The sequence below is a fragment of the Pandoraea pneumonica genome (assembly GCF_902459645.1).
In the GTDB taxonomy this organism is placed as follows: Bacteria; Pseudomonadota; Gammaproteobacteria; order Burkholderiales; family Burkholderiaceae; genus Pandoraea; species Pandoraea pneumonica.
This window is the reverse complement of sequence record NZ_CABPSK010000008.1, coordinates 1-18,708: the sequence shown is the minus strand read 5'-3', so window position 1 is coordinate 18,708 and position 18,708 is coordinate 1. Positions and strand designations below refer to the sequence as shown.

The 18,708-nt window shown below is 60.5% G+C and carries 13 protein-coding genes and 1 tRNA gene; 1 reads left to right on the top strand and 13 read right to left on the bottom strand.

The features are described 5' to 3' along the window. Positions 1–38: 38 nt before the first annotated feature. The 3 genes from PPN31114_RS25930 to hpaH form a co-directional block, all read right to left on the bottom strand. Entirely contained in the window at positions 39–1,514 is a 1,476-nt protein-coding gene (locus PPN31114_RS25930) for an aldehyde dehydrogenase family protein (RefSeq protein WP_150682401.1), read from the bottom strand. Positions 1,515–1,549: 35 nt separating this feature from the next. Next, on the bottom strand, positions 1,550–2,326 hold the full coding sequence (gene hpaI, locus PPN31114_RS25925) for a 4-hydroxy-2-oxoheptanedioate aldolase (protein ID WP_150682400.1): 777 nt from the start codon (positions 2,324–2,326) through the stop codon (positions 1,550–1,552). A gap of 78 nt (positions 2,327–2,404) precedes the next feature. After that, a complete protein-coding gene (hpaH, locus tag PPN31114_RS25920) occupies positions 2,405–3,208 on the bottom strand; it encodes a 2-oxo-hept-4-ene-1,7-dioate hydratase (protein WP_150682399.1) in 804 nt (267 codons plus the stop codon). Between the two features lie 535 nt (positions 3,209–3,743). Here hpaH and PPN31114_RS25915 point away from each other — a divergent pair. After that, positions 3,744–5,945: a TonB-dependent receptor family protein gene (locus PPN31114_RS25915; RefSeq protein WP_150682398.1), complete on the top strand. Its 2,202-nt coding sequence runs from the start codon at positions 3,744–3,746 to the stop codon at positions 5,943–5,945. Between the two features lie 137 nt (positions 5,946–6,082). Here the strand turns inward: PPN31114_RS25915 and rpoC are convergent, their stop codons facing one another. The 10 genes from rpoC to PPN31114_RS25865 form a co-directional block, all read right to left on the bottom strand. Next, positions 6,083–10,294, bottom strand: coding sequence for a DNA-directed RNA polymerase subunit beta' (gene rpoC, locus PPN31114_RS25910; protein WP_150682397.1), 4,212 nt, complete (start codon positions 10,292–10,294; stop codon positions 6,083–6,085). A 27-nt stretch (positions 10,295–10,321) separates the two neighbouring features. After that, complete coding sequence (gene rpoB / locus PPN31114_RS25905) at positions 10,322–14,428, bottom strand: DNA-directed RNA polymerase subunit beta (RefSeq protein WP_150682396.1); 4,107 nt, start codon at positions 14,426–14,428, stop codon at positions 10,322–10,324. Between the two features lie 451 nt (positions 14,429–14,879). Continuing rightward, positions 14,880–15,257 (bottom strand): 50S ribosomal protein L7/L12, encoded by a 378-nt coding sequence (rplL, locus tag PPN31114_RS25900; RefSeq protein WP_150682395.1) that lies wholly within the window; start codon positions 15,255–15,257, stop codon positions 14,880–14,882. Positions 15,258–15,317: 60 nt separating this feature from the next. Then, entirely contained in the window at positions 15,318–15,815 is a 498-nt protein-coding gene (gene rplJ / locus PPN31114_RS25895; protein WP_150682394.1) for a 50S ribosomal protein L10, read from the bottom strand. Between the two features lie 342 nt (positions 15,816–16,157). Continuing rightward, entirely contained in the window at positions 16,158–16,853 is a 696-nt protein-coding gene (gene rplA, locus PPN31114_RS25890) for a 50S ribosomal protein L1 (RefSeq protein ID WP_150682393.1), read from the bottom strand. Then, positions 16,853–17,284 (bottom strand): 50S ribosomal protein L11, encoded by a 432-nt coding sequence (gene rplK / locus PPN31114_RS25885; protein WP_150682392.1) that lies wholly within the window; start codon positions 17,282–17,284, stop codon positions 16,853–16,855. The genes rplA and rplK overlap by 1 nt, the downstream gene beginning before the upstream one ends. Before the next feature lie 142 nt (positions 17,285–17,426). Then, on the bottom strand, positions 17,427–17,984 hold the full coding sequence (gene nusG, locus PPN31114_RS25880; protein ID WP_150682391.1) for a transcription termination/antitermination protein NusG: 558 nt from the start codon (positions 17,982–17,984) through the stop codon (positions 17,427–17,429). Position 17,985: 1 nt separating this feature from the next. Next, positions 17,986–18,366, bottom strand: a complete 381-nt coding sequence (secE, locus tag PPN31114_RS25875) for a preprotein translocase subunit SecE (protein ID WP_150682390.1) — start codon at positions 18,364–18,366, stop codon at positions 17,986–17,988. Between the two features lie 22 nt (positions 18,367–18,388). After that, positions 18,389–18,464: transfer RNA gene (locus tag PPN31114_RS25870), tRNA-Trp, on the bottom strand. Between the two features lie 64 nt (positions 18,465–18,528). Then, positions 18,529–18,708 (bottom strand): EF-Tu C-terminal domain-related protein (locus tag PPN31114_RS25865; RefSeq protein WP_483406903.1); only part of this gene is annotated, 180 nt, incomplete at its 5' end.

The following is an 18,708-nucleotide window of genomic DNA, read 5'->3' as shown; positions in this document are numbered from 1 at the left end:
TCGTGTCGCTGCTTTTCGACAATGTGGACGACAGCGCTTCAGCGATGGCTGAAGCTCGCCTTGAACGGTTGTTTCGGCACGACCACGTCCTTCACGTCGCAGAAGAATTCAAAACTCCACTCTCCGCCTTCGCGCCCCACGCCCGAGCGCTTGATGCCGCCGAACGGCGCGGCGAGATCGCGAATACCGAAGCTGTTGACCCAGATGAAGCCCGTGCGCACGCGCTGCGCCACGGCAATGGCATGCGATTCGTCGCCGTAACACACGCCGCCCAGCCCGTAATCGGTGCCGTTCGCCATGTCGACGACCTCGTCATCGCTCTTGAACGTTTGCAAGGTCAGCACCGGCCCGAACACTTCCTGCTGCACGATCTCGTCGCGCTGGCGCAGGTCGGTCAGTAACGTCGGCGCGAAATACTGCGCACCGAATGCATGGCGTTTGCCGCCCCACAACACACGCGCGCCGCCCGCGACGGCACGCTCGACAAACCCTTCCACGCGCTCCAACTGACGCGGATGAATGATCGGACCGACTTCCGTCGCGGCCTCGCGTGGATCGCCCACGACCAGGCTTTCGACCAACGTGCGCAACATCTCGGTGAAGCGCGGCGCAACATCGGCGTGTACGAGCAGACGCGTCCCGGCAAGACACACTTGCCCGGCATTGCGATACATCAGCGCTGCCGTGGCCGCAGCCGCTTCCAGATCGGCGTCGGCCAGCACGATGAACGCCGACTTGCCACCCAGCTCAAGGCTGCACGGCACCAGATTGGTCGCCGCGGTTTTCGCAATCCATTTGGCCGTCGCCACCGATCCGGTGAACGAGATGCGTGCCAGACGCGAATCGCTCACGAGCGCGGCCCCGGTCACCGCCCCCGAGCCCTGCAACAGATTGAACACCCCCGGCGGCAGCCCGGCTTCTTCAGCACAATCGGCCAGCAGCGACGACGTCAGCGGTGCCCACTCCGGCGCTTTCAACACCACCGTGTTGCCCGATGCCAGCGCCGGGCCGATCTTCCATGTGGCCAACATCAGCGGCGAATTCCACGGCGTGATGATCGCCACCACGCCCGCCGGATCGTGCCGCACGAGATGGCGGGCCTGCGGCGTCTCGATCACGCGGTCTTGCAGCGTGAGGGCGTGTTCTGCAAACCACGTGATGTTCTGCATGGCGCGGGGCACCACGCCGTGTGCCATCCGTGAGCGCAGCACACCCGCGTCGTGACTCTCCAGCGTGGCGAAGGCCTCGGCGCGCCGACCGATCGCGTCGGCAAAGCGTTGCAGATACGGCTGACGTGCTGCGGCACCCAGCGCCGCCCATTCGGGAAACGCCTGCGCCGCCGACGTCACTGCGGCGTCGACGTGGGCGAGATTGCCGCTGGCGATGTGTCCGAGCAGCGTCTGGTCGATGGGGGAAACGCACTCGAAGGTGTCCGAGGACGCGACGCGTCGTCCGTCGATAAAGTGATCCGGCGACACCGAAATGCCGGCGACGTCAAAACGGGAAGCGCTCATGCCTTGCCTCGTTGGGGGTATGGGAATGGGGGAAATCAGTCGGCCGACGGCGCGAACTTCGCAGCGAGCGCGCGGCTGGCGTTCGCGAGCAGCGACGTATCGATGCCCACGGCGATGAACGTCACGCCAAGGTCGAGGTAATGGCGAGCCAGCGCCTCGTCGACACAGAGGATGCCGGCAGGCTTGCCCGCCGCGCGAATCCTCGCGATGCCCGCTTCGATGGCTTTACGCACTTCAGGATGGGTCGCTTGCCCGAGATAGCCCATCGATGCGGCCAGATCCGCCGGGCCGATGAACACGCCGTCTACGCCATCGACGGCCGCAATGGCATCGACTTGCGCGAGCGCGTCGGCAGTCTCGACTTGCACCAGCAGACATGTGCTGTCGTTTGCGGCGTGCAAATAATCTTCATAGCGATTCCAGCGTGACGAGCGGGCCAGCCCGCTCCCCACACCGCGCGTGCCCTGCGGCGGATACCGCGTGGCGCTCGCCAGCGCCGCCGCCATTTCGGCGGACTCGACCATCGGAACGAGCAGCGTCGTCGCGCCGATTTCGAGCACCTGCTTGATGAGGGCCGCATCGCCGTGCGGCAACCGCACGACGGCGTGCGACGGATACGGCGCCACTGCCTGAAGCGTGGCGAGCATCGAGCGCAGATCGTTCGGCGCATGCTCGCCGTCGATCACGATCCAGTCGAAGCCGCTACCCGCACATAGCTCGGCGGCGTACGGCGTAGCGAGTCCCATCCACAGACCGATCTGACGCTGCCGGTTAGCCAGCGCCTGCTTGAAGAGATTCGGGGGCGTTTTCATGGTGTCAGTCCGAGATAGGGATGACGGCGCACCGCATGGCGGGCGCCTTCAGGGGGCATTCGGCAGCATTCGGCGGCGTCAAACGAAGCGCACGCCGATCGCGCCCAGCGGACCGTAATCGGCATGAAAGACATCGCCCGCTTTGCAGGCCACCGGCCGCGTGAACGACCCGGCGAGCACGATCTCACCCGCCTGCAAACCTTCGTCGAACGCGCCCAACTTATTGGCGAGCCACGCAATGCCGTTGCCCGGGTGATTCAGCACGGCGGCACTCAACCCCGATTCCTCGATCACGCCATTGCGATAGAGCAGCGCGCCCGTCCAGCGCAAGTCGATGGCATCCGGTTTGACGGGACGCCCACCCAGCACGATGGCGGCGTTGGCCGCGTTATCGGCAATCGTGTCGAAGACCTTGCGCGGTGTCTGCGTGTCGCGATCGAACAGTTCGATGCGGCCGTCGATCAGTTCCAGTGCCGGAGTCACCCATGCAGTGGCATCGAGCACGTCGAACAACGTGACGCCCGGGCCCTTGAGCGGTTTGGCCAAAATGAAAGCCAGTTCGACTTCAAGTCGCGGCACGATAAAGCGGCCCGCTTCGAGCGTTGCACCATCGGCGACAAGCATGTCGTCGAGCAGCGTGCCGTGATCGGGTTCAGTGATTTGCGCGGCGACTTGCATCGCGCGCGACGTGAGGCCGATCTTGTGGCCGATGACGCGGCGGCCTTCGGCGTATTTCAGCGCAAGCCACGCTTGTTGAATCGCGTAGCTGTCGGCCACCGTCATGTCGGGATACCGGCGCGAGAACTGCATGACCGGCGTGCGATTGCGCTCGGCGTCGTGCAACTCGCGAGCCAGCGCTTGATGAATCGACGCATCCAGCATCGTTTGTCTCCATAGCGCCGACATGGCCGCCACGGGGGCGATCGGGCAGCGCGGTTCTTGTCTCGATGCGCTCTATTCTTGCGGCTCGGCGCCTGCGGAACAATCAATCGATTTTGGGCGATTCATAAGCAAAACTGGATAATCGTCAGCGGCCTGCCACCATCCGCTGCGGCCCACCGCCGATCATCGCCGCCCGCCAAAGACCCTACTGTCGCAATGCAGCCACACGCTCAACTACCCGTTGAGATTCCCGAACGGCAATCGGCGTGTCGTCCTTCTTCGCGTATTTCTTCGCTTTTATAGGCTTTTTTCGAGCATTGTGCCCGTTCTCGCCCCTGTCGTCGCATCTCGTCGCTGCCAATCCACCAATACCGATTCACGGTTAGCAATCCCCATCAAAAATGAGAGTGATTTGCATTTATAATCCGCGACGTTTTATTACATCGCATTACCAACAACAATCGACCGCGCCGGGGGCTCGCCAAGAGCGAAGGCCGCGCTCGCCACTCATACGTAGTTTCGAAGGTCAGCAAAGATGAAGATGTCCGTACGTCGCCGCGCGACGGCGCAGGCTGCTCTGCGCACCGCCGCTGTCATGCCCTCCTCCCGTTTGCCCCGTGCGACTGCCTGCGCCGCCACGTTGTTCATGGCCACGCTCGGTGTCGCCCATGCGCAGCAAGCCGCCGACGCCACGGCAGCCGCCAGCTCCGCGAGTACGGTTCGTGCGGCGGACGAAGCCCGCGCCGATGTCGAACTCGGTACGGTCAACGTGTCGGGCGATTGGCTGGGCACCGGGTTGGATAACAGCGCGAAGACGTTCCCGGGCGCGCGCACGGTCGTGAAGAAGGACCAGATCGAAGCGTCGGGCGCATCGAGCATCGGTGATGTGCTGCGTCGTGTGCCGGGCGTGCAGGCCACCGACAACTCCAGCAGCGCCGGCAGTGCCATCTCGTTGAACATCGGGGTGCGCGGCCTGGCCGGTCGCTTCAGCCCGCGCTCGACCGTGCTGCTCGACGGCATTCCGCTCGCTGTGGCGCCGTATGGCCAGCCGCAGTTGTCGTTCGCCCCGGTCAGCCTGTTCAACATCGAAACCATCGACGTGGTGCGCAGCGGCGGTGCGGTTCGCTACGGCCCGCAGAACGTCGGTGGCGTGATCAACTTCAAGACGCGCTCGATCCCGAATACGCCGGGCCTCGTCGGCGACGCTACCGTGCGCGAGAACATGTACACGACCGGCGGCGGCGCGAACACGCAATACGGCCTGTTCCTCGGCACGCAGATGGATAACGGGCTGGGCCTCGCGCTGCTCTATTCGGGCATGGTGGGCCGCGACTGGCGCACGGGCAGTAACGAGAATGTGAACGACCTCGCGTTGAAGTGGCGTTACGACATCTCGCCGAGCCAACAGGTCTACGGGAAGCTCTCGTACTTCGATGCCAAGTCGAAGACGCCGGGCGGCCTCACTGCCGCGCAATACAACGCCGATCCGTTCCAGAACACGCGCCCGAACGACTACTGGAGCGGCAATCGCACCGGGCTCGACTTCGGGTACCTGAACACGATCTCGGACACGCAGGAATTCGAGATTCGCACGTTCTACAACGAGAGCTACCGTCAGAGCTCGCTGACTAACTTGTCGGTGGCACCGCTCGCGACCACGCATCAGCCGCGTAACTATCAAACGTTCGGCATCGAGCCGCGCTACACGCAGCGCCTGTTCCTCGGACCGACGGCGCACGACGTGACAGTCGGCTATCGCTTTATTCGCGAGCGCGGGGACGACAACAACTTCAGCACGAACCTGGCGACCGGCAAGAACTCGGCGACGACCACGTTCTACAACTACACCAGCGCGAACGCGTTCTATATCGACGACCGCATGGCGTGGGGCAACTGGCGTTTCACGCCGGGCGTTCGTTATGAAATGATCGCCTCGCAGCGCGTCGACAAGGCCTCGGGCAGCACCTACCGCACCGACAACAACAAGCCGTTGCCGTCGGTGAACCTGTCGTATCTGGTGAACAGCGCGTGGACGATCTTCGCGGACTACAGCACGTCGTTCGGTCCGGTGCAGAACACGCAGTTGAACTCGATGTCGGCGTCGAACCCGCTCCAGCCGGAAGTGGCGCGCACCTATGAAATTGGTACGCGTTGGACGGACAACCGCTGGCGCGCCGAGTTGACGGCCTTCAAGATGAAGTTCGACAACCAGATTCTGCAAGTGCCGAACGTCAGCCCGGCGACCTTCCAGAACATCGGTGCGACGAACCACGACGGCATCGAAACCGCCCTCGACTACACGTTCGATCAAGACAGCGCGCTGCGCGGCCTGAACCTGTACGCAAACTTCACGTATGTGCGCGCCATTCAGAAGTCGGGCACGACGGCCGGTCTCGACGTGCCGTTCTACTCGCGCTTTACCGATACGCTCGGCGCACGTTATGCGATCGGTCAGTGGACGTTCAACGTCTCGACCACGCACCAGAGCTCGCAGTACTCCGATCTGGCGAACACCGAAGCGCAGTCGGCTGACGGCACGAACGGCAAAGTGCCGGGCTACCGCGTGTGGAATCTGCAAGCGATGTACAAGCTGCCGTTCTACAAGAACGCCGATGTCACGGTGGGCGTGAACAACGTGTTCGACAAGCGCTTCTACACGCGCAACACCGACCAGAACGGCGGCATCATGGTGGGCGCGCCGCGCATGGTCTACGTGCAAGGCCACTTCGGGTTCTGATCCCCGTGTAGTCGCCAAGCGAATCGCGCAGGCAAAAAAAAACGGCACCCCGCAAAGGGTGCCGTTTTTCATTTCTACTGCTGTCGCAACAGATTCGGTGAATGCGGCGCTGGCTTTCGCTAGCGCCGCCGGCCACCTTACTCTGCCGTCGGTTCTTCCACCGAGGTCGGGATCGGGGCAAACGCCTCTTCCAGAGCGATCTGGTCGTGACGCTCGCGATCCGACGTTTCGCGGGCCTTGCGGGCCTTGTGATACGCCAGACCCGTACCAGCCGGGATCAGACGGCCGACGATGACGTTTTCCTTCAGGCCACGCAGGTCGTCCTTCTTGCCCATGATGGCGGCTTCGGTCAACACGCGCGTCGTTTCCTGGAACGATGCGGCCGAGATGAACGAGTCCGTCGACAGCGACGCCTTCGTAATACCCAGCAACACGTTCTCGTACTGCGCCGGACGCTTGTCCGCAGCGTTCATACGATCGTTCTCGTCGAGCATGTCCGAACGTTCGACCTGTTCGCCGATGATGAAGCGCGTATCGCCGTTGTCGGTGATCTGCACACGACGCAGCATCTGGCGAACGATCACCTCGATGTGCTTGTCGTTGATCTTCACACCCTGCAAACGGTACACGTCCTGAACTTCGTCGACGATGTAACGCGCCAGTGCCTCGATACCCTGCAAGCGCAGAATGTCGTGCGGATCGGCCGGGCCGTCCACGATCATTTCGCCCTTGTTCACCACCTGACCGTCGTGCACCAGCACCTGCTTTTCCTTCGGAATCAGGAACTCGTGCTGGTTGCCGTCCAGATCGGTAATGACCAGACGCTGCTTGCCCTTCGTGTCCTTACCGAACGACGTGGTACCCGTGACTTCGGCCAAAATGCCGGCGTCCTTCGGTGCACGCGCTTCGAACAGTTCGGCCACACGCGGCAGACCCCCGGTAATGTCGCGAGTCTTCTGCGCTTCGGTCGGGATACGTGCGAGCACTTCACCCACCGGCACTTGCTGACCGTCCTTGATGGTGATCAGTGCGCCCACCTGGAAGCCGATCGTCACAGCGTGATCGGTACCCGGGATCTTCACTTCCACACCATTCTCGTCGAGCAGCTTGACCTGCGGACGCACGTTCTTCGACGCCGGACCACGACGCTTCGGATCGATCACGACCAGCGTGGACAGACCCGTCACATCGTCGATCTGCTTGGCAACCGTGACACCTTCCTCGACGTTCTCGAACTTGGCGAAACCGCCGTGTTCGGTAATGATCGGGCGCGTCAGCGGATCCCACGTACCGAGTTGCGTACCGGCCTTGACCTGTGCGCCATCCAGTTGCAGCAGCGTCGCGCCGTACGGCACTTTGTGACGCTCGCGCTCGCGACCGTGATCGTCCGTGATCAGGATTTCACCCGAACGCGAAATCACCGTCTGCTCGCCGCGACCGTTCGTCACGTAACGCATCGTTGCCGTGAAGCGAACCGTACCGTTCGACTTGGCTTCGATCGACGAGGCCACTGCCGCACGCGATGCCGCACCACCGATGTGGAACGTACGCATCGTCAGCTGCGTGCCCGGCTCACCGATCGACTGTGCTGCGATCACGCCGACGGCTTCGCCGACGTTCACACGCGAACCGCGACCCAGGTCACGGCCATAGCACAGTGCGCACAGACCGTAACGCGTATCGCAGGTCAGCGGCGTGCGCACGCGCACTTCGTCGATGCCCAGCGTTTCGATCATTTCGACCGCGTCTTCGTCCAGCAACGTGCCGGATTCATACACCGTCTCTTGCGTTTCCGGATTCACGACATCCGACACGGCCACGCGACCCAGAATACGGTCACGCAGGGCTTCGACCACTTCACCGCCCTCGACCAGCGCCTTCATTGCCACGCCGTTGCTCGTGCCGCAATCGTCTTCGACCACGACCAGATCCTGCGTCACGTCGACCAGACGACGCGTCAGGTAACCCGAGTTAGCCGTCTTCAGTGCCGTATCCGCCAGACCCTTACGTGCACCGTGGGTCGAGATGAAGTACTGCAACACGTTCAGGCCTTCGCGGAAGTTCGCGGTAATCGGCGTCTCGATAATCGAGCCGTCCGGCTTGGCCATCAGGCCACGCATACCGGCGAGCTGACGAATCTGAGCGCTCGAACCACGAGCACCCGAGTCGGCCATCATGTAAATCGAGTTGAACGACTCTTGATCCACGGTGTTGCCATCGCGATCGGTCGTCTTCTCTTTGGAGAGCTGCTCCATCATCGCCTTACCCACGGCGTCACCGGTAGCACCCCAAATGTCCACGACGTTGTTGTAACGCTCTTGCGCCGTGACCAGACCCGACATGTACTGACGGTCGTATTCCTTGACCTTCTTCGATGCTTCGCCGATGAGCTCTTCCTTCTTCGTCGGCACGAGCATGTCGTCGACGCAGATCGAGATACCGGCACGCGTAGCGAGCTTGAAGCCCGACTGCATCAGCTTGTCGACGAAAATCACCGTCTCGCGCAGACCGCAACGACGGAACGCCGTGTTGATCAGCTTCGAGATTTCCTTCTTCTTGAGCGACTTGTTCAGCACCGAGAACGGCAGGCCCGGCGGCAGAATTTCCGACAGAATCGCGCGGCCGACAGTCGTCGGGTACAGCGTGATCTTCGGCGTCTTCTCGCCCGTTTCTGCGTCAACCGTGTACTCAGTGATACGCACGTTCACGCGCGAAGCCAGTTCGACTTCCTTGTTGTCGTACGCACGCAGCACTTCCGACACGTCGATGAACGACAGGCCTTCGCCCTTGCCGTTGATCTTGTCGCGCGTCGCGTAGTACAGACCCAGCACGATATCCTGCGACGGCACGATCGACGGATCGCCGTTAGCCGGGAACAACACGTTGTTCGAGGCCAGCATCAGGGTACGCGCTTCCATCTGCGCTTCGAGCGACAGCGGCACGTGAACGGCCATCTGGTCACCGTCGAAGTCGGCGTTGAACGCCGCGCAAACCAGCGGGTGAAGCTGAATTGCCTTGCCTTCGATCAGCACCGGCTCGAACGCCTGAATACCCAGGCGGTGCAGCGTCGGTGCGCGGTTCAGCATGATCGGATGCTCGCGGATCACCTCTTCCAAGATGTCCCACACCACAGCCGTCTGGTTCTCGACTTCCTTCTTCGCAGCCTTGATCGTCGTGGCCACGCCCATCACTTCCAGCTTGTGGAAAATGAACGGCTTGAAGAGTTCGAGCGCCATCAGCTTCGGCAGACCGCACTGATGCAGCTTGAGCGTCGGGCCCACGGTAATCACCGAACGGCCCGAGTAGTCGACGCGCTTACCGAGCAAGTTCTGACGGAAACGACCGCTCTTACCCTTGATCATGTCAGCCAGCGACTTGAGCGGACGCTTGTTCGCGCCAGTCATCGCCTTACCGCGGCGGCCGTTATCGAGCAGCGAATCCACCGACTCTTGCAACATGCGCTTTTCGTTGCGCACGATGATGTCCGGTGCCTTCAGCTCGAGCAGACGCTTCAGACGGTTGTTACGGTTGATGACGCGGCGATACAGATCGTTCAGGTCCGAGGTCGCGAAGCGGCCACCGTCGAGCGGCACCAGCGGGCGCAGTTCGGGCGGCAGCACCGGCAGCACTTCGAGCACCATCCATTCAGGCTTGATGCCCGAACGTTGGAATGCCTCGAGCACTTTCAGGCGCTTGGCGTACTTCTTGATCTTGGCTTCCGAGCCCGTGGCTTGCAGCTCGGCGCGCAGACGCTCGACTTCCGAATCGATGTCGATCGAGCGCAGCAGCTCGCGCACGCCTTCCGCGCCCATTTCGGCACGGAATTCGTCGCCGTATTCTTCGACCTTATTGTAGTAATCCTCTTCGGTCATGATCTGGCACCGCTTGAGCGGCGTCATGCCCGGTTCGAGAACCACATACGCTTCGAAGTACAGCACGCGTTCGATGTCGCGCAGCGTCATGTCGAGCACCATGCCCAGACGCGACGGGAGCGACTTCAGGAACCAGATGTGCGCAACCGGCGAGGCCAGTTCGATGTGGCCCATGCGTTCGCGACGCACCTTCGCCAGCGTGACTTCCACGCCGCACTTCTCGCAGATCACGCCACGGTGCTTCAGGCGCTTGTACTTACCGCAAAGGCATTCGTAATCCTTGATCGGACCGAAGATCTTTGCGCAGAACAGACCGTCGCGCTCGGGTTTGAACGTTCGATAGTTGATCGTCTCCGGCTTCTTAACTTCGCCGAACGACCACGAGCGGATCTTGTCCGGCGAAGCCAGACCGATCTTGATCGCGTCGAACTGTTCGTCCTGCTGGACTTGCTTGAATAGATCGAGCAAAGCTTTCATTGCTTTCTCCTATTTGCCTGAACGCGATTAACCGCGCTCCAGGTCGATATCGATACCGAGCGAACGGATTTCCTTGACCAGCACGTTGAACGATTCCGGCATGCCGGCATCGATCATGTGATCGCCCTTGACGAGGTTCTCGTACACCTTCGTACGGCCCGTCACGTCATCCGACTTCACCGTCAGCATTTCTTGCAGCACATACGATGCGCCGTAAGCTTCCAGTGCCCACACTTCCATTTCACCGAAACGCTGACCACCGAACTGGGCCTTACCGCCCAACGGCTGCTGCGTCACCAGCGAGTACGGACCGGTCGAACGCGCGTGCATCTTGTCGTCGACCAAGTGGTGCAGTTTCAGCATGTGCATGAAGCCGCAGGTGACCGGACGCTCGAAGGCTTCGCCGGTACGACCATCGAACAGCGTGACCTGGTTCTTCGACGGCGTCATGCCGAGATCCTTCGCAATGTGATCCGGGAAAGCCAGATCCAGCATGCGGCGGATTTCGTCTTCATGCGCACCATCGAACACCGGCGTTGCGAACGGCACGCCGTTCTGCAAGTTGCGCGCCAGCGACATGATCTCGTCGTCCGACAGGCTCTCGATATCTTCTTGCTGACCGCTCTCGTTGTAGATCTTCGTCAGGAACTTGCGAACTTCCTGGACCTTGGTGTGCGCTTGCAGCATTTCGCCGATACGCCAACCCAGACCCTTCGCTGCCCAGCCGAGGTGCGATTCGAGAATCTGACCCACGTTCATCCGCGACGGCACGCCGAGCGGGTTGAGCACGATGTCTGCCGGACGGCCATCGGCCATGTACGGCATATCTTCGATCGGCACGATCTTCGAGACCACACCCTTGTTACCGTGACGGCCGGCCATCTTGTCGCCAGGCTGGAGACGGCGCTTCACGGCCAGGTACACCTTGACCATCTTCAGCACGCCCGGCGGCAGTTCGTCGCCTTGCGTGAGCTTCTTACGCTTTTCTTCGAAAGCCAGATCGAACGAGTGACGCTTCTGCTCGATCGATTCCTTGATCTGCTCGAGCTGTTGCGCACCTTCGTCTTCGGCCAGACGAATGTCGAACCAGTGGTAGCGATCCAGATCGGCCAAGTATTCCTTGGTGATCTTGGTGCCCTTGACGAGCTTCTTCGGACCGCCGTTCGCGGTCTTGCCCACCAGGAAGCGCTCCAGACGTTGGAACGCGTCGCCTTCCACGATACGCAGCTGGTCGTTCAGGTCCAGACGGTAGCCCTTCAGTTCATCGTCGATGATCTGTTGAGCGCGCTTGTCGCGCTGGATACCTTCACGCGTGAACACTTGCACGTCGATGACCGTGCCGCTCATGCCCGAGGGCACGCGCAGCGACGTATCCTTCACGTCCGAAGCCTTCTCGCCGAAGATCGCGCGCAGCAGCTTTTCTTCCGGCGTGAGCTGGGTTTCGCCCTTCGGCGTGACCTTGCCCACCATCACGTCACCGGCTTCGACTTCCGCGCCGATGTACACGATGCCCGACTCGTCCAGACGGCTCAGTTGCACTTCCGCCAGGTTCGAGATGTCGCGCGTGATTTCTTCCGGTCCGAGCTTCGTGTCGCGAGCGACCACGTTCAGCTCTTCGATGTGGATCGACGTGTAACGGTCTTCCGCAACGACACGCTCCGAGATCAAGATCGAATCTTCGAAGTTGTAGCCGTTCCACGGCATGAACGCGATCAGCATGTTCTGACCCAGCGCCAATTCGCCCAGATCGGTCGATGCGCCGTCGGCGATCACATCGCCGCGCGCCACCTTGTCGCCCACTTCTACGATCGGGCGCTGGTTGATGTTGGTGTTCTGGTTCGAACGCGTGTACTTGATCAGGTTGTAGATGTCCACGCCGACTTCACCGGCGACGGCTTCATCGTCGTTCACGCGAATCACCACACGGCCAGCGTCGACGTAATCGACCACGCCGCCACGGAATGCCTGCACGGTGGTGCCCGAGTCGACCGCAACCGTGCGCTCGATACCCGTACCCACAACCGCCTTTTCCGGACGCAGGCAAGGCACGGCCTGGCGCTGCATGTTCGAGCCCATCAATGCGCGGTTCGCGTCATCGTGTTCAAGGAACGGAATCAGCGAGGCAGCGACCGAGACGATCTGCGACGGAGCCACGTCCATGTACTGGATGCGGTCCGGCGTGACCATCAGCGTTTCGCCGGCTTCACGCGACGACACGAGTTCGTCGGTGAGGGAGCCGTCGGCACCGATCGACGCGTTCGCCTGAGCGATCACGTAACGGCCTTCTTCAATGGCCGACAGGTAGTCGATCTGGTCGGTGACCTTGCCGTCTTCCACCTTGCGGTACGGCGTCTCGAGGAAGCCGTATTCGTTCAGGCGGGCGTACAGTGCCAGCGAGTTGATCAGACCAATGTTCGGACCTTCCGGCGTTTCAATCGGGCACACGCGACCGTAGTGCGTCGGGTGCACGTCGCGCACTTCGAAGCCGGCGCGCTCACGCGTCAGACCGCCCGGGCCCAGTGCGGAAACACGACGCTTGTGCGTGATTTCCGACAGCGGGTTGGTTTGGTCCATAAACTGCGACAGCTGCGACGAACCGAAGAACTCGCGAATGGCCGACGAGATCGGCTTGCTGTTGATCAGGTCGTGCGGCATCAGGTTTTCCGACTCGGCCTGACCCAGACGTTCCTTCACAGCGCGCTCGACACGCACCAGACCGGCACGGAACTGGTTTTCAGCCAGTTCGCCGACGCAACGCACACGACGGTTACCCAAGTGGTCGATATCGTCCACTTCGCCACGGCCGTTACGCAGATCCACGAGGATCTTGATCGTCGCGAGGATGTCGTCGTCTTCCAGCGTCATCGGGCCGAGTACTTCATCGCGGCCGACACGACGGTTGAACTTCATACGACCCACCTTCGACAGGTCGTACGCTTCTTCGCTGTAGAACAGACGGTTGAACAGGGCCTCGACCGCATCTTCGGTCGGCGGCTCGCCCGGGCGCATCATGCGATAGATCGCGATACGCGCGGCCGTTTGGTCAGCGGTTTCGTCGATACGCAGCGTGGCCGAGATGTACGGACCTTGATCCAGATCGTTCGTGTACAGCGTCTGGATATCCGACACGCCCGATTCACGCAGCTTGACCAGCGCGCTTTCGGTGATTTCGTCGTTGGCGTTGGCGATCACTTCGCCGGTATCGCCATCGATCACGTTCTTCGCGAGCACACGGCCGAGCAGGTAGTCTTCCGGCACCGAGATGAACTTGGTGTTGGCGTTCTCCAGGTCACGGATGTGCTTGGCGTTGACGCGCTTGTCCTTCTGGACAATGACCTTGCCTTCGCGATCGGTGATGTCGAAACGAGCCACTTCACCACGCAGACGCTCCGGCACGAACTCCATCTGCGCGCCTTCCGGCATCAGCTTGAAGTTATCGAACACGAAGAAGTTCGCGAGGATCTGTTCCGGCGTCAGACCAATGGCCTTGAGCAGGATCGTGACCGGCATCTTGCGACGGCGGTCGACGCGGAAGTACAGGATGTCCTTCGGATCGAATTCGAAGTCCAGCCACGAGCCGCGGTAGGGGATGATACGTGCAGAGAACAGCAACTTACCCGAGCTGTGCGTCTTGCCCTTGTCGTGTTCGAAGAACACGCCCGGCGAACGGTGCAGCTGCGAGACGATGACACGCTCCGTGCCATTGATGACGAAGGAACCCGTGGAGGTCATGAGCGGAATTTCGCCCATGTAGACTTCCTGTTCCTTGACTTCCTTGACGACGGGCTTATTCGGCGATTCCTTATCCAGGATCACCAGACGAACTTTGGCGCGCAGAGCCGAGCAAAAAGTCAGGCCGCGCTGTTGACATTCCTTAACATCGAACGCGGGAGTACCGAGCAAATAGCTGACGAACTCAAGGCGTGCGAACCCGTTGTGAGAAACGATCGGGAAAATGGAGGAGAAGGCCGCTTGCAGACCCTCCGGTTTCCGCTCCGATGCAAGCGCGTCGGCTTGCAAGAACGATGTGTACGAGGCGAGCTGGGTGGCCAGCAAAAACGGCACCTTGTGCACGGTCGGACGCTTCGCAAAACTCTTGCGAATGCGTTTCTTCTCGGTGAAGGAATAGTGCATTACGATCTCCGAATCACTACGCTGACGACGACGGCAGGCATCGCCAACGGGTGTTCATCGACTGAGACCAGACGTCCTCCACGGCGGGCTTGCCATGGAGCAACGAGCTTGGTGGTTGGCCGCTACCAACCGCTGGCTGACGGCGACGGATGCCTGTGTTGCCCGTCGCCCGACCAAACTTGCCTTCTGCAGTCGCTTCAGAAGACAAAGAGAAGAACCGCCAAGCCATCACTCGGCGCGATCTTTTCTTTGGCCTCTCTGTGTGTGTAACGCGCGTTTCAAACGCAGCAGTTCACACGGCCATCATGAAAATCTGTTTGACTTCAACTACTTGGCGCTAAGCAGCACCGGCTTTCGAATACCGCACCCAGGTTTAGGGTTTTGCATCTCCTGAAAGCACAAAAAGGCTGACGACTTTTCGTCGCCAGCCTTCCCTACGCGCAGAGTCGAATTACTTAACTTCGACCTTGGCGCCGGCTTCTTCCAGCTTCTTCTTGGCTTCGTCAGCAGCAGCCTTGTCGACGCCTTCCTTGACAGCCTTCGGAGCGCCATCAACCAGATCCTTGGCTTCCTTCAGGCCCAGGCCGGTGATTTCGCGGACGGCCTTAATGACGCCGACCTTGTTCGCACCAACTTCTGCCAGGATGACGTTGAATTCGGTTTGCTCTTCAGCAGCAGCAGCAGCACCGCCTGCGCCAGCCGGGCCAGCCACTGCCAGGGCAGCTGCCGACACGCCGAACTTTTCTTCGAACGCCTTAACCAGGTCGTTCAATTCCATAACCGACATCGCGCCTACGGCTTCGATGATTTCGTCTTTCGTGATTGCCATTTGTAAAACTCCTAGATTGTGTTCGGACCGAAGTCAGCGATCGTGTAACCGGGACGAGAATTAAGCAGCTTCCGCTTGCTTCTTCTCGGCCACGGCAGCCAGGACGCGAGCAAAGCCGGAAACCGGCGCTTGCATAACACCCAGCAACTTCGCGAGCAGTTCGTCGCGGCTCGGGATGGAAGCGAGCGCTTGCACGCCAGCCTTGTCCATCACCTTGCCGTCGTACGAGCCGGCCTTCAAGATCAACTTGTCGTTGCCCTTCGAAAAGTCGTTCAAGACTTTCGCAGCGGCTACGGGATCCGTCGAGATACCGTAGATCAGAGGACCGGTCATCTGTTCAGCCAGGTCAGCAAACGGGGTGTTTTCCACCGCGCGGCGTGCCAGCGTGTTCTTCAGAACGCGCAGGTAGACGCCTTGCTGACGCGCGCTAGCGCGAAGCTTCGTCAGATCGCCAACCGTGATTCCGCGATATTCAGCCACAACGATGGTCGAAGCACCGGCGACTTGCGCCGAAACTTCTGCCACGACGGCTTTCTTATCATCAAGATTAAGTGCCACGGTTAACCTCCAAAATTGACATCACCTCATGGTGATGCCGTTCCACTAACGGCTTACCGACATGTCTGGAGTTTCTATCACCGCGCCCGGAAATCCGTGCGCCATGATGTGACTGCATAACTTGTTCGGGTTCGCCATCTGCGTTGGCTGGCGTATTAAGGGAGCGTCAGTAAATGCCCATTCCCGCCAACGGTCTTTGATAACCGGAAGCGCTTTCCGAAGAATTCGCTCCCGCCCAAAGTCTTTTGCTGCTGGCTATCGATCTCGAGGATCTGAAGCCATCGCAGGGGACGCCATCACCCTGCGATTGCGATACTTTGCAGTGCCGCTCGCGTCTGCCGTTTAGGCCGACAGCGATGCTTGGTCCACACGCACGCCAACGCCCATCGTGCTCGACAGGGCGATCTTGCGCAGGTAGACACCCTTGCTCGAGGCCGGCTTGGCCTTCGTCAGGGCTTCGAGCAGAGCCTTCAGGTTCTGCTGGAGCGATGCGGCTTCGAACGAAGCACGGCCGATCGTGGCGTGAATGATGCCGCCCTTGTCGACGCGGAATTGCACCTGACCTGCCTTGGCGTTCTTCACAGCCGTAGCAACGTCCGGGGTCACCGTGCCAACCTTCGGGTTCGGCATCAGGCCGCGCGGGCCGAGAATCTGACCCAGCGTACCGACGACGCGCATCGTGTCCGGCGAAGCGATCACGATGTCGAAGTCCATGTTGCCGGCCTTGATTTGCTCAGCCAGGTCTTCCATACCGACGATTTCAGCGCCGGCAGCCTTGGCTTGCTCAGCCTTTTCGCCTTGGGCGAAAACGGCGACGCGAACCGACTTACCGGTACCAGCCGGCAGAACGACCGAACCGCGAACCACTTGGTCCGACTTCTTTGCATCCACGCCCAGTTGAACGGCGACGTCGATCGACTCGTCGAACTTGGCGCTTGCGCATTCCTTGACCAGGGCCAGAGCGTCGCCGACCGGGTACAGCTTGTTGCGGTCGACCTTAGCGGCCAGTGCTTGTTGACGCTTCGAGATCTTAGCCATTACAGACCCTCCACCGTGATGCCCATCGAACGTGCGCTGCCAGCGATGGTGCGAACCGCGGCTTCCAGATCGGCAGCGGTAAGGTCAGGCATCTTGGTCTTCGCGATTTCTTCCGCTTGTGCGCGGGTGATCTTGCCCACCTTATCGGTGTGCGGCTTGGCCGAGCCCTTGTCGAGCTTGGCAGCCTTCTTGATCAGCACGGTTGCCGGCGGGGTCTTCAGGACGAACGTGAAGCTCTTGTCCGCGAAGGCGGTGATCACCACCGGAATCGGCAGACCCGGTTCGAGGCTCTGCGTTTGGGCGTTGAACGCCTTGCAGAACTCCATGATGTTCAGGCCGCGTTGACCCAGTGCCGGGCCCACGGGGGGCGACGGATTGGCTTTACCTGCAGGAATCTGCAGCTTGATAAAGCCGATGATTTTCTTTGCCATGGTTTACTCCGGAACGAATATGTGGCGCATATTCGGGGTTGAGTCATAGCGCGCGTTCACCAAAACGGGCTACTGACGCTCCTCGGCGACGGCTGTCACCAACGCAAAAACGCGCCGGACGTCGCGCCGGCGCATTTTATTCTTAGATCTTTTCGACTTGTCCGAACTCCAGTTCTACCGGAGTTGCCCGTCCAAAAATGGTGACGGAAACACGTAGGCGGGACTTTTCGTAGTTCACTTCTTCCACCGAGCCATTGAAGTCCGTGAAAGGACCATCCTTGACTCGAACCAGCTCGCCCACTTCGAACAACGTCTTGGGACGCGGCTTTTCCACCCCGTCCTTAATTTGAGACATGATCTTGTCGACCTCGACCTGACGAATCGGCGTCGGACGGTTACCCGTGCCGCCGACGAAGCCGGTGACCTTGGCGGTGTTTTTCACCAAGTGCCACGTCTCATCCGTCATTTCCATCTCGCACAGCACATAGCCGGGGAAGAAACGACGTTCGGTGACCGACTTTTGGCCACCCTTGGTTTCTACAACTTCTTCGGTCGGGACCAAGATCTCGCCGAAATAATCTTCCATGCCCGCACGCGTAATGCGTTCGCGCAGCGCCTTGGCTACGCTCTTTTCCATGCCGGAATACGCATGAACGACGTACCAGCGCTTCTTACTCGGTGCAGCCCCGGTATCAGACATATCACTTCCAGCCAAGAATTAAAGAGAACACTGCCCACTCGATCGTCTTGTCGCTGATCCACAGATACAGCGCCATGATGATGACGAACGCGAAGACAATCGCGGTCGTTTGGGCGGCCTCTTTACGGGTCGGCCAAACGACCTTACCCACTTCCCGATACGCATCCTTAGCAAAGGCCATAAAGCCCTTACCGGTTTGCGATGCCAATCCAACACCTGCGGCAATGGCCAGAACGACGACGATGGCAGCAACGCGCACGTAGAGTGCCTGTTGCTCCAAAGCGTAGAACGCCACGACACCAGCAATCACCAGCAGCCCAGCCAGAGCCAGCAGCAGCTTGTCGCCAGTCGTACGTACAGTTTCTACGGGAGAATTCGCCATTTCCAGCTTGCAGACAGTTGTTTGGCAGGGGCAGAGGGAATCGAACCCCCAACCTTCGGTTTTGGAGACCGACGCTCTGCCAGTTGAGCTATACCCCTAAAACAGCAGAGGGGCCAGCCGCCAAAAGCTGACCCCGTTAGCGCGGACCGTTAAGGTACCGGCTTAAGCAATGATCGTAGCGACCACGCCGGCGCCGACGGTACGGCCACCTTCGCGAATTGCGAAGCGCAGACCTTCGGTCATGGCGATCGGGGCGATCAGCTTAACGGTGATCGACACGTTGTCGCCCGGCATGACCATTTCCTTACCTTCCGGCAGGCTGATCGAACCGGTCACGTCCGT

What these genes read in the sequence shown, in the direction of transcription:
- hpaH (WP_150682399.1), bottom strand. Translation starts at nt 3,208, where the DNA reads ATGCTGGATGCGTCGATTCATCAAGCGCTGGCTCGCGAGTTGCACGAC.
- PPN31114_RS25915 (WP_150682398.1), top strand. Translation starts at nt 3,744, where the DNA reads ATGAAGATGTCCGTACGTCGCCGCGCGACGGCGCAGGCTGCTCTGCGC.
- PPN31114_RS25930 (WP_150682401.1), bottom strand. Translation starts at nt 1,514, where the DNA reads ATGAGCGCTTCCCGTTTTGACGTCGCCGGCATTTCGGTGTCGCCGGAT.
- rpoB (WP_150682396.1), bottom strand. Translation starts at nt 14,428, where the DNA reads ATGCACTATTCCTTCACCGAGAAGAAACGCATTCGCAAGAGTTTTGCG.
- nusG (WP_150682391.1), bottom strand. Translation starts at nt 17,984, where the DNA reads ATGTCTGATACCGGGGCTGCACCGAGTAAGAAGCGCTGGTACGTCGTT.
- secE (WP_150682390.1), bottom strand. Translation starts at nt 18,366, where the DNA reads ATGGCGAATTCTCCCGTAGAAACTGTACGTACGACTGGCGACAAGCTG.
- rplK (WP_150682392.1), bottom strand. Translation starts at nt 17,284, where the DNA reads ATGGCAAAGAAAATCATCGGCTTTATCAAGCTGCAGATTCCTGCAGGT.
- hpaI (WP_150682400.1), bottom strand. Translation starts at nt 2,326, where the DNA reads ATGAAAACGCCCCCGAATCTCTTCAAGCAGGCGCTGGCTAACCGGCAG.
- rpoC (WP_150682397.1), bottom strand. Translation starts at nt 10,294, where the DNA reads ATGAAAGCTTTGCTCGATCTATTCAAGCAAGTCCAGCAGGACGAACAG.
- rplA (WP_150682393.1), bottom strand. Translation starts at nt 16,853, where the DNA reads ATGGCTAAGATCTCGAAGCGTCAACAAGCACTGGCCGCTAAGGTCGAC.
- rplL (WP_150682395.1), bottom strand. Translation starts at nt 15,257, where the DNA reads ATGGCAATCACGAAAGACGAAATCATCGAAGCCGTAGGCGCGATGTCG.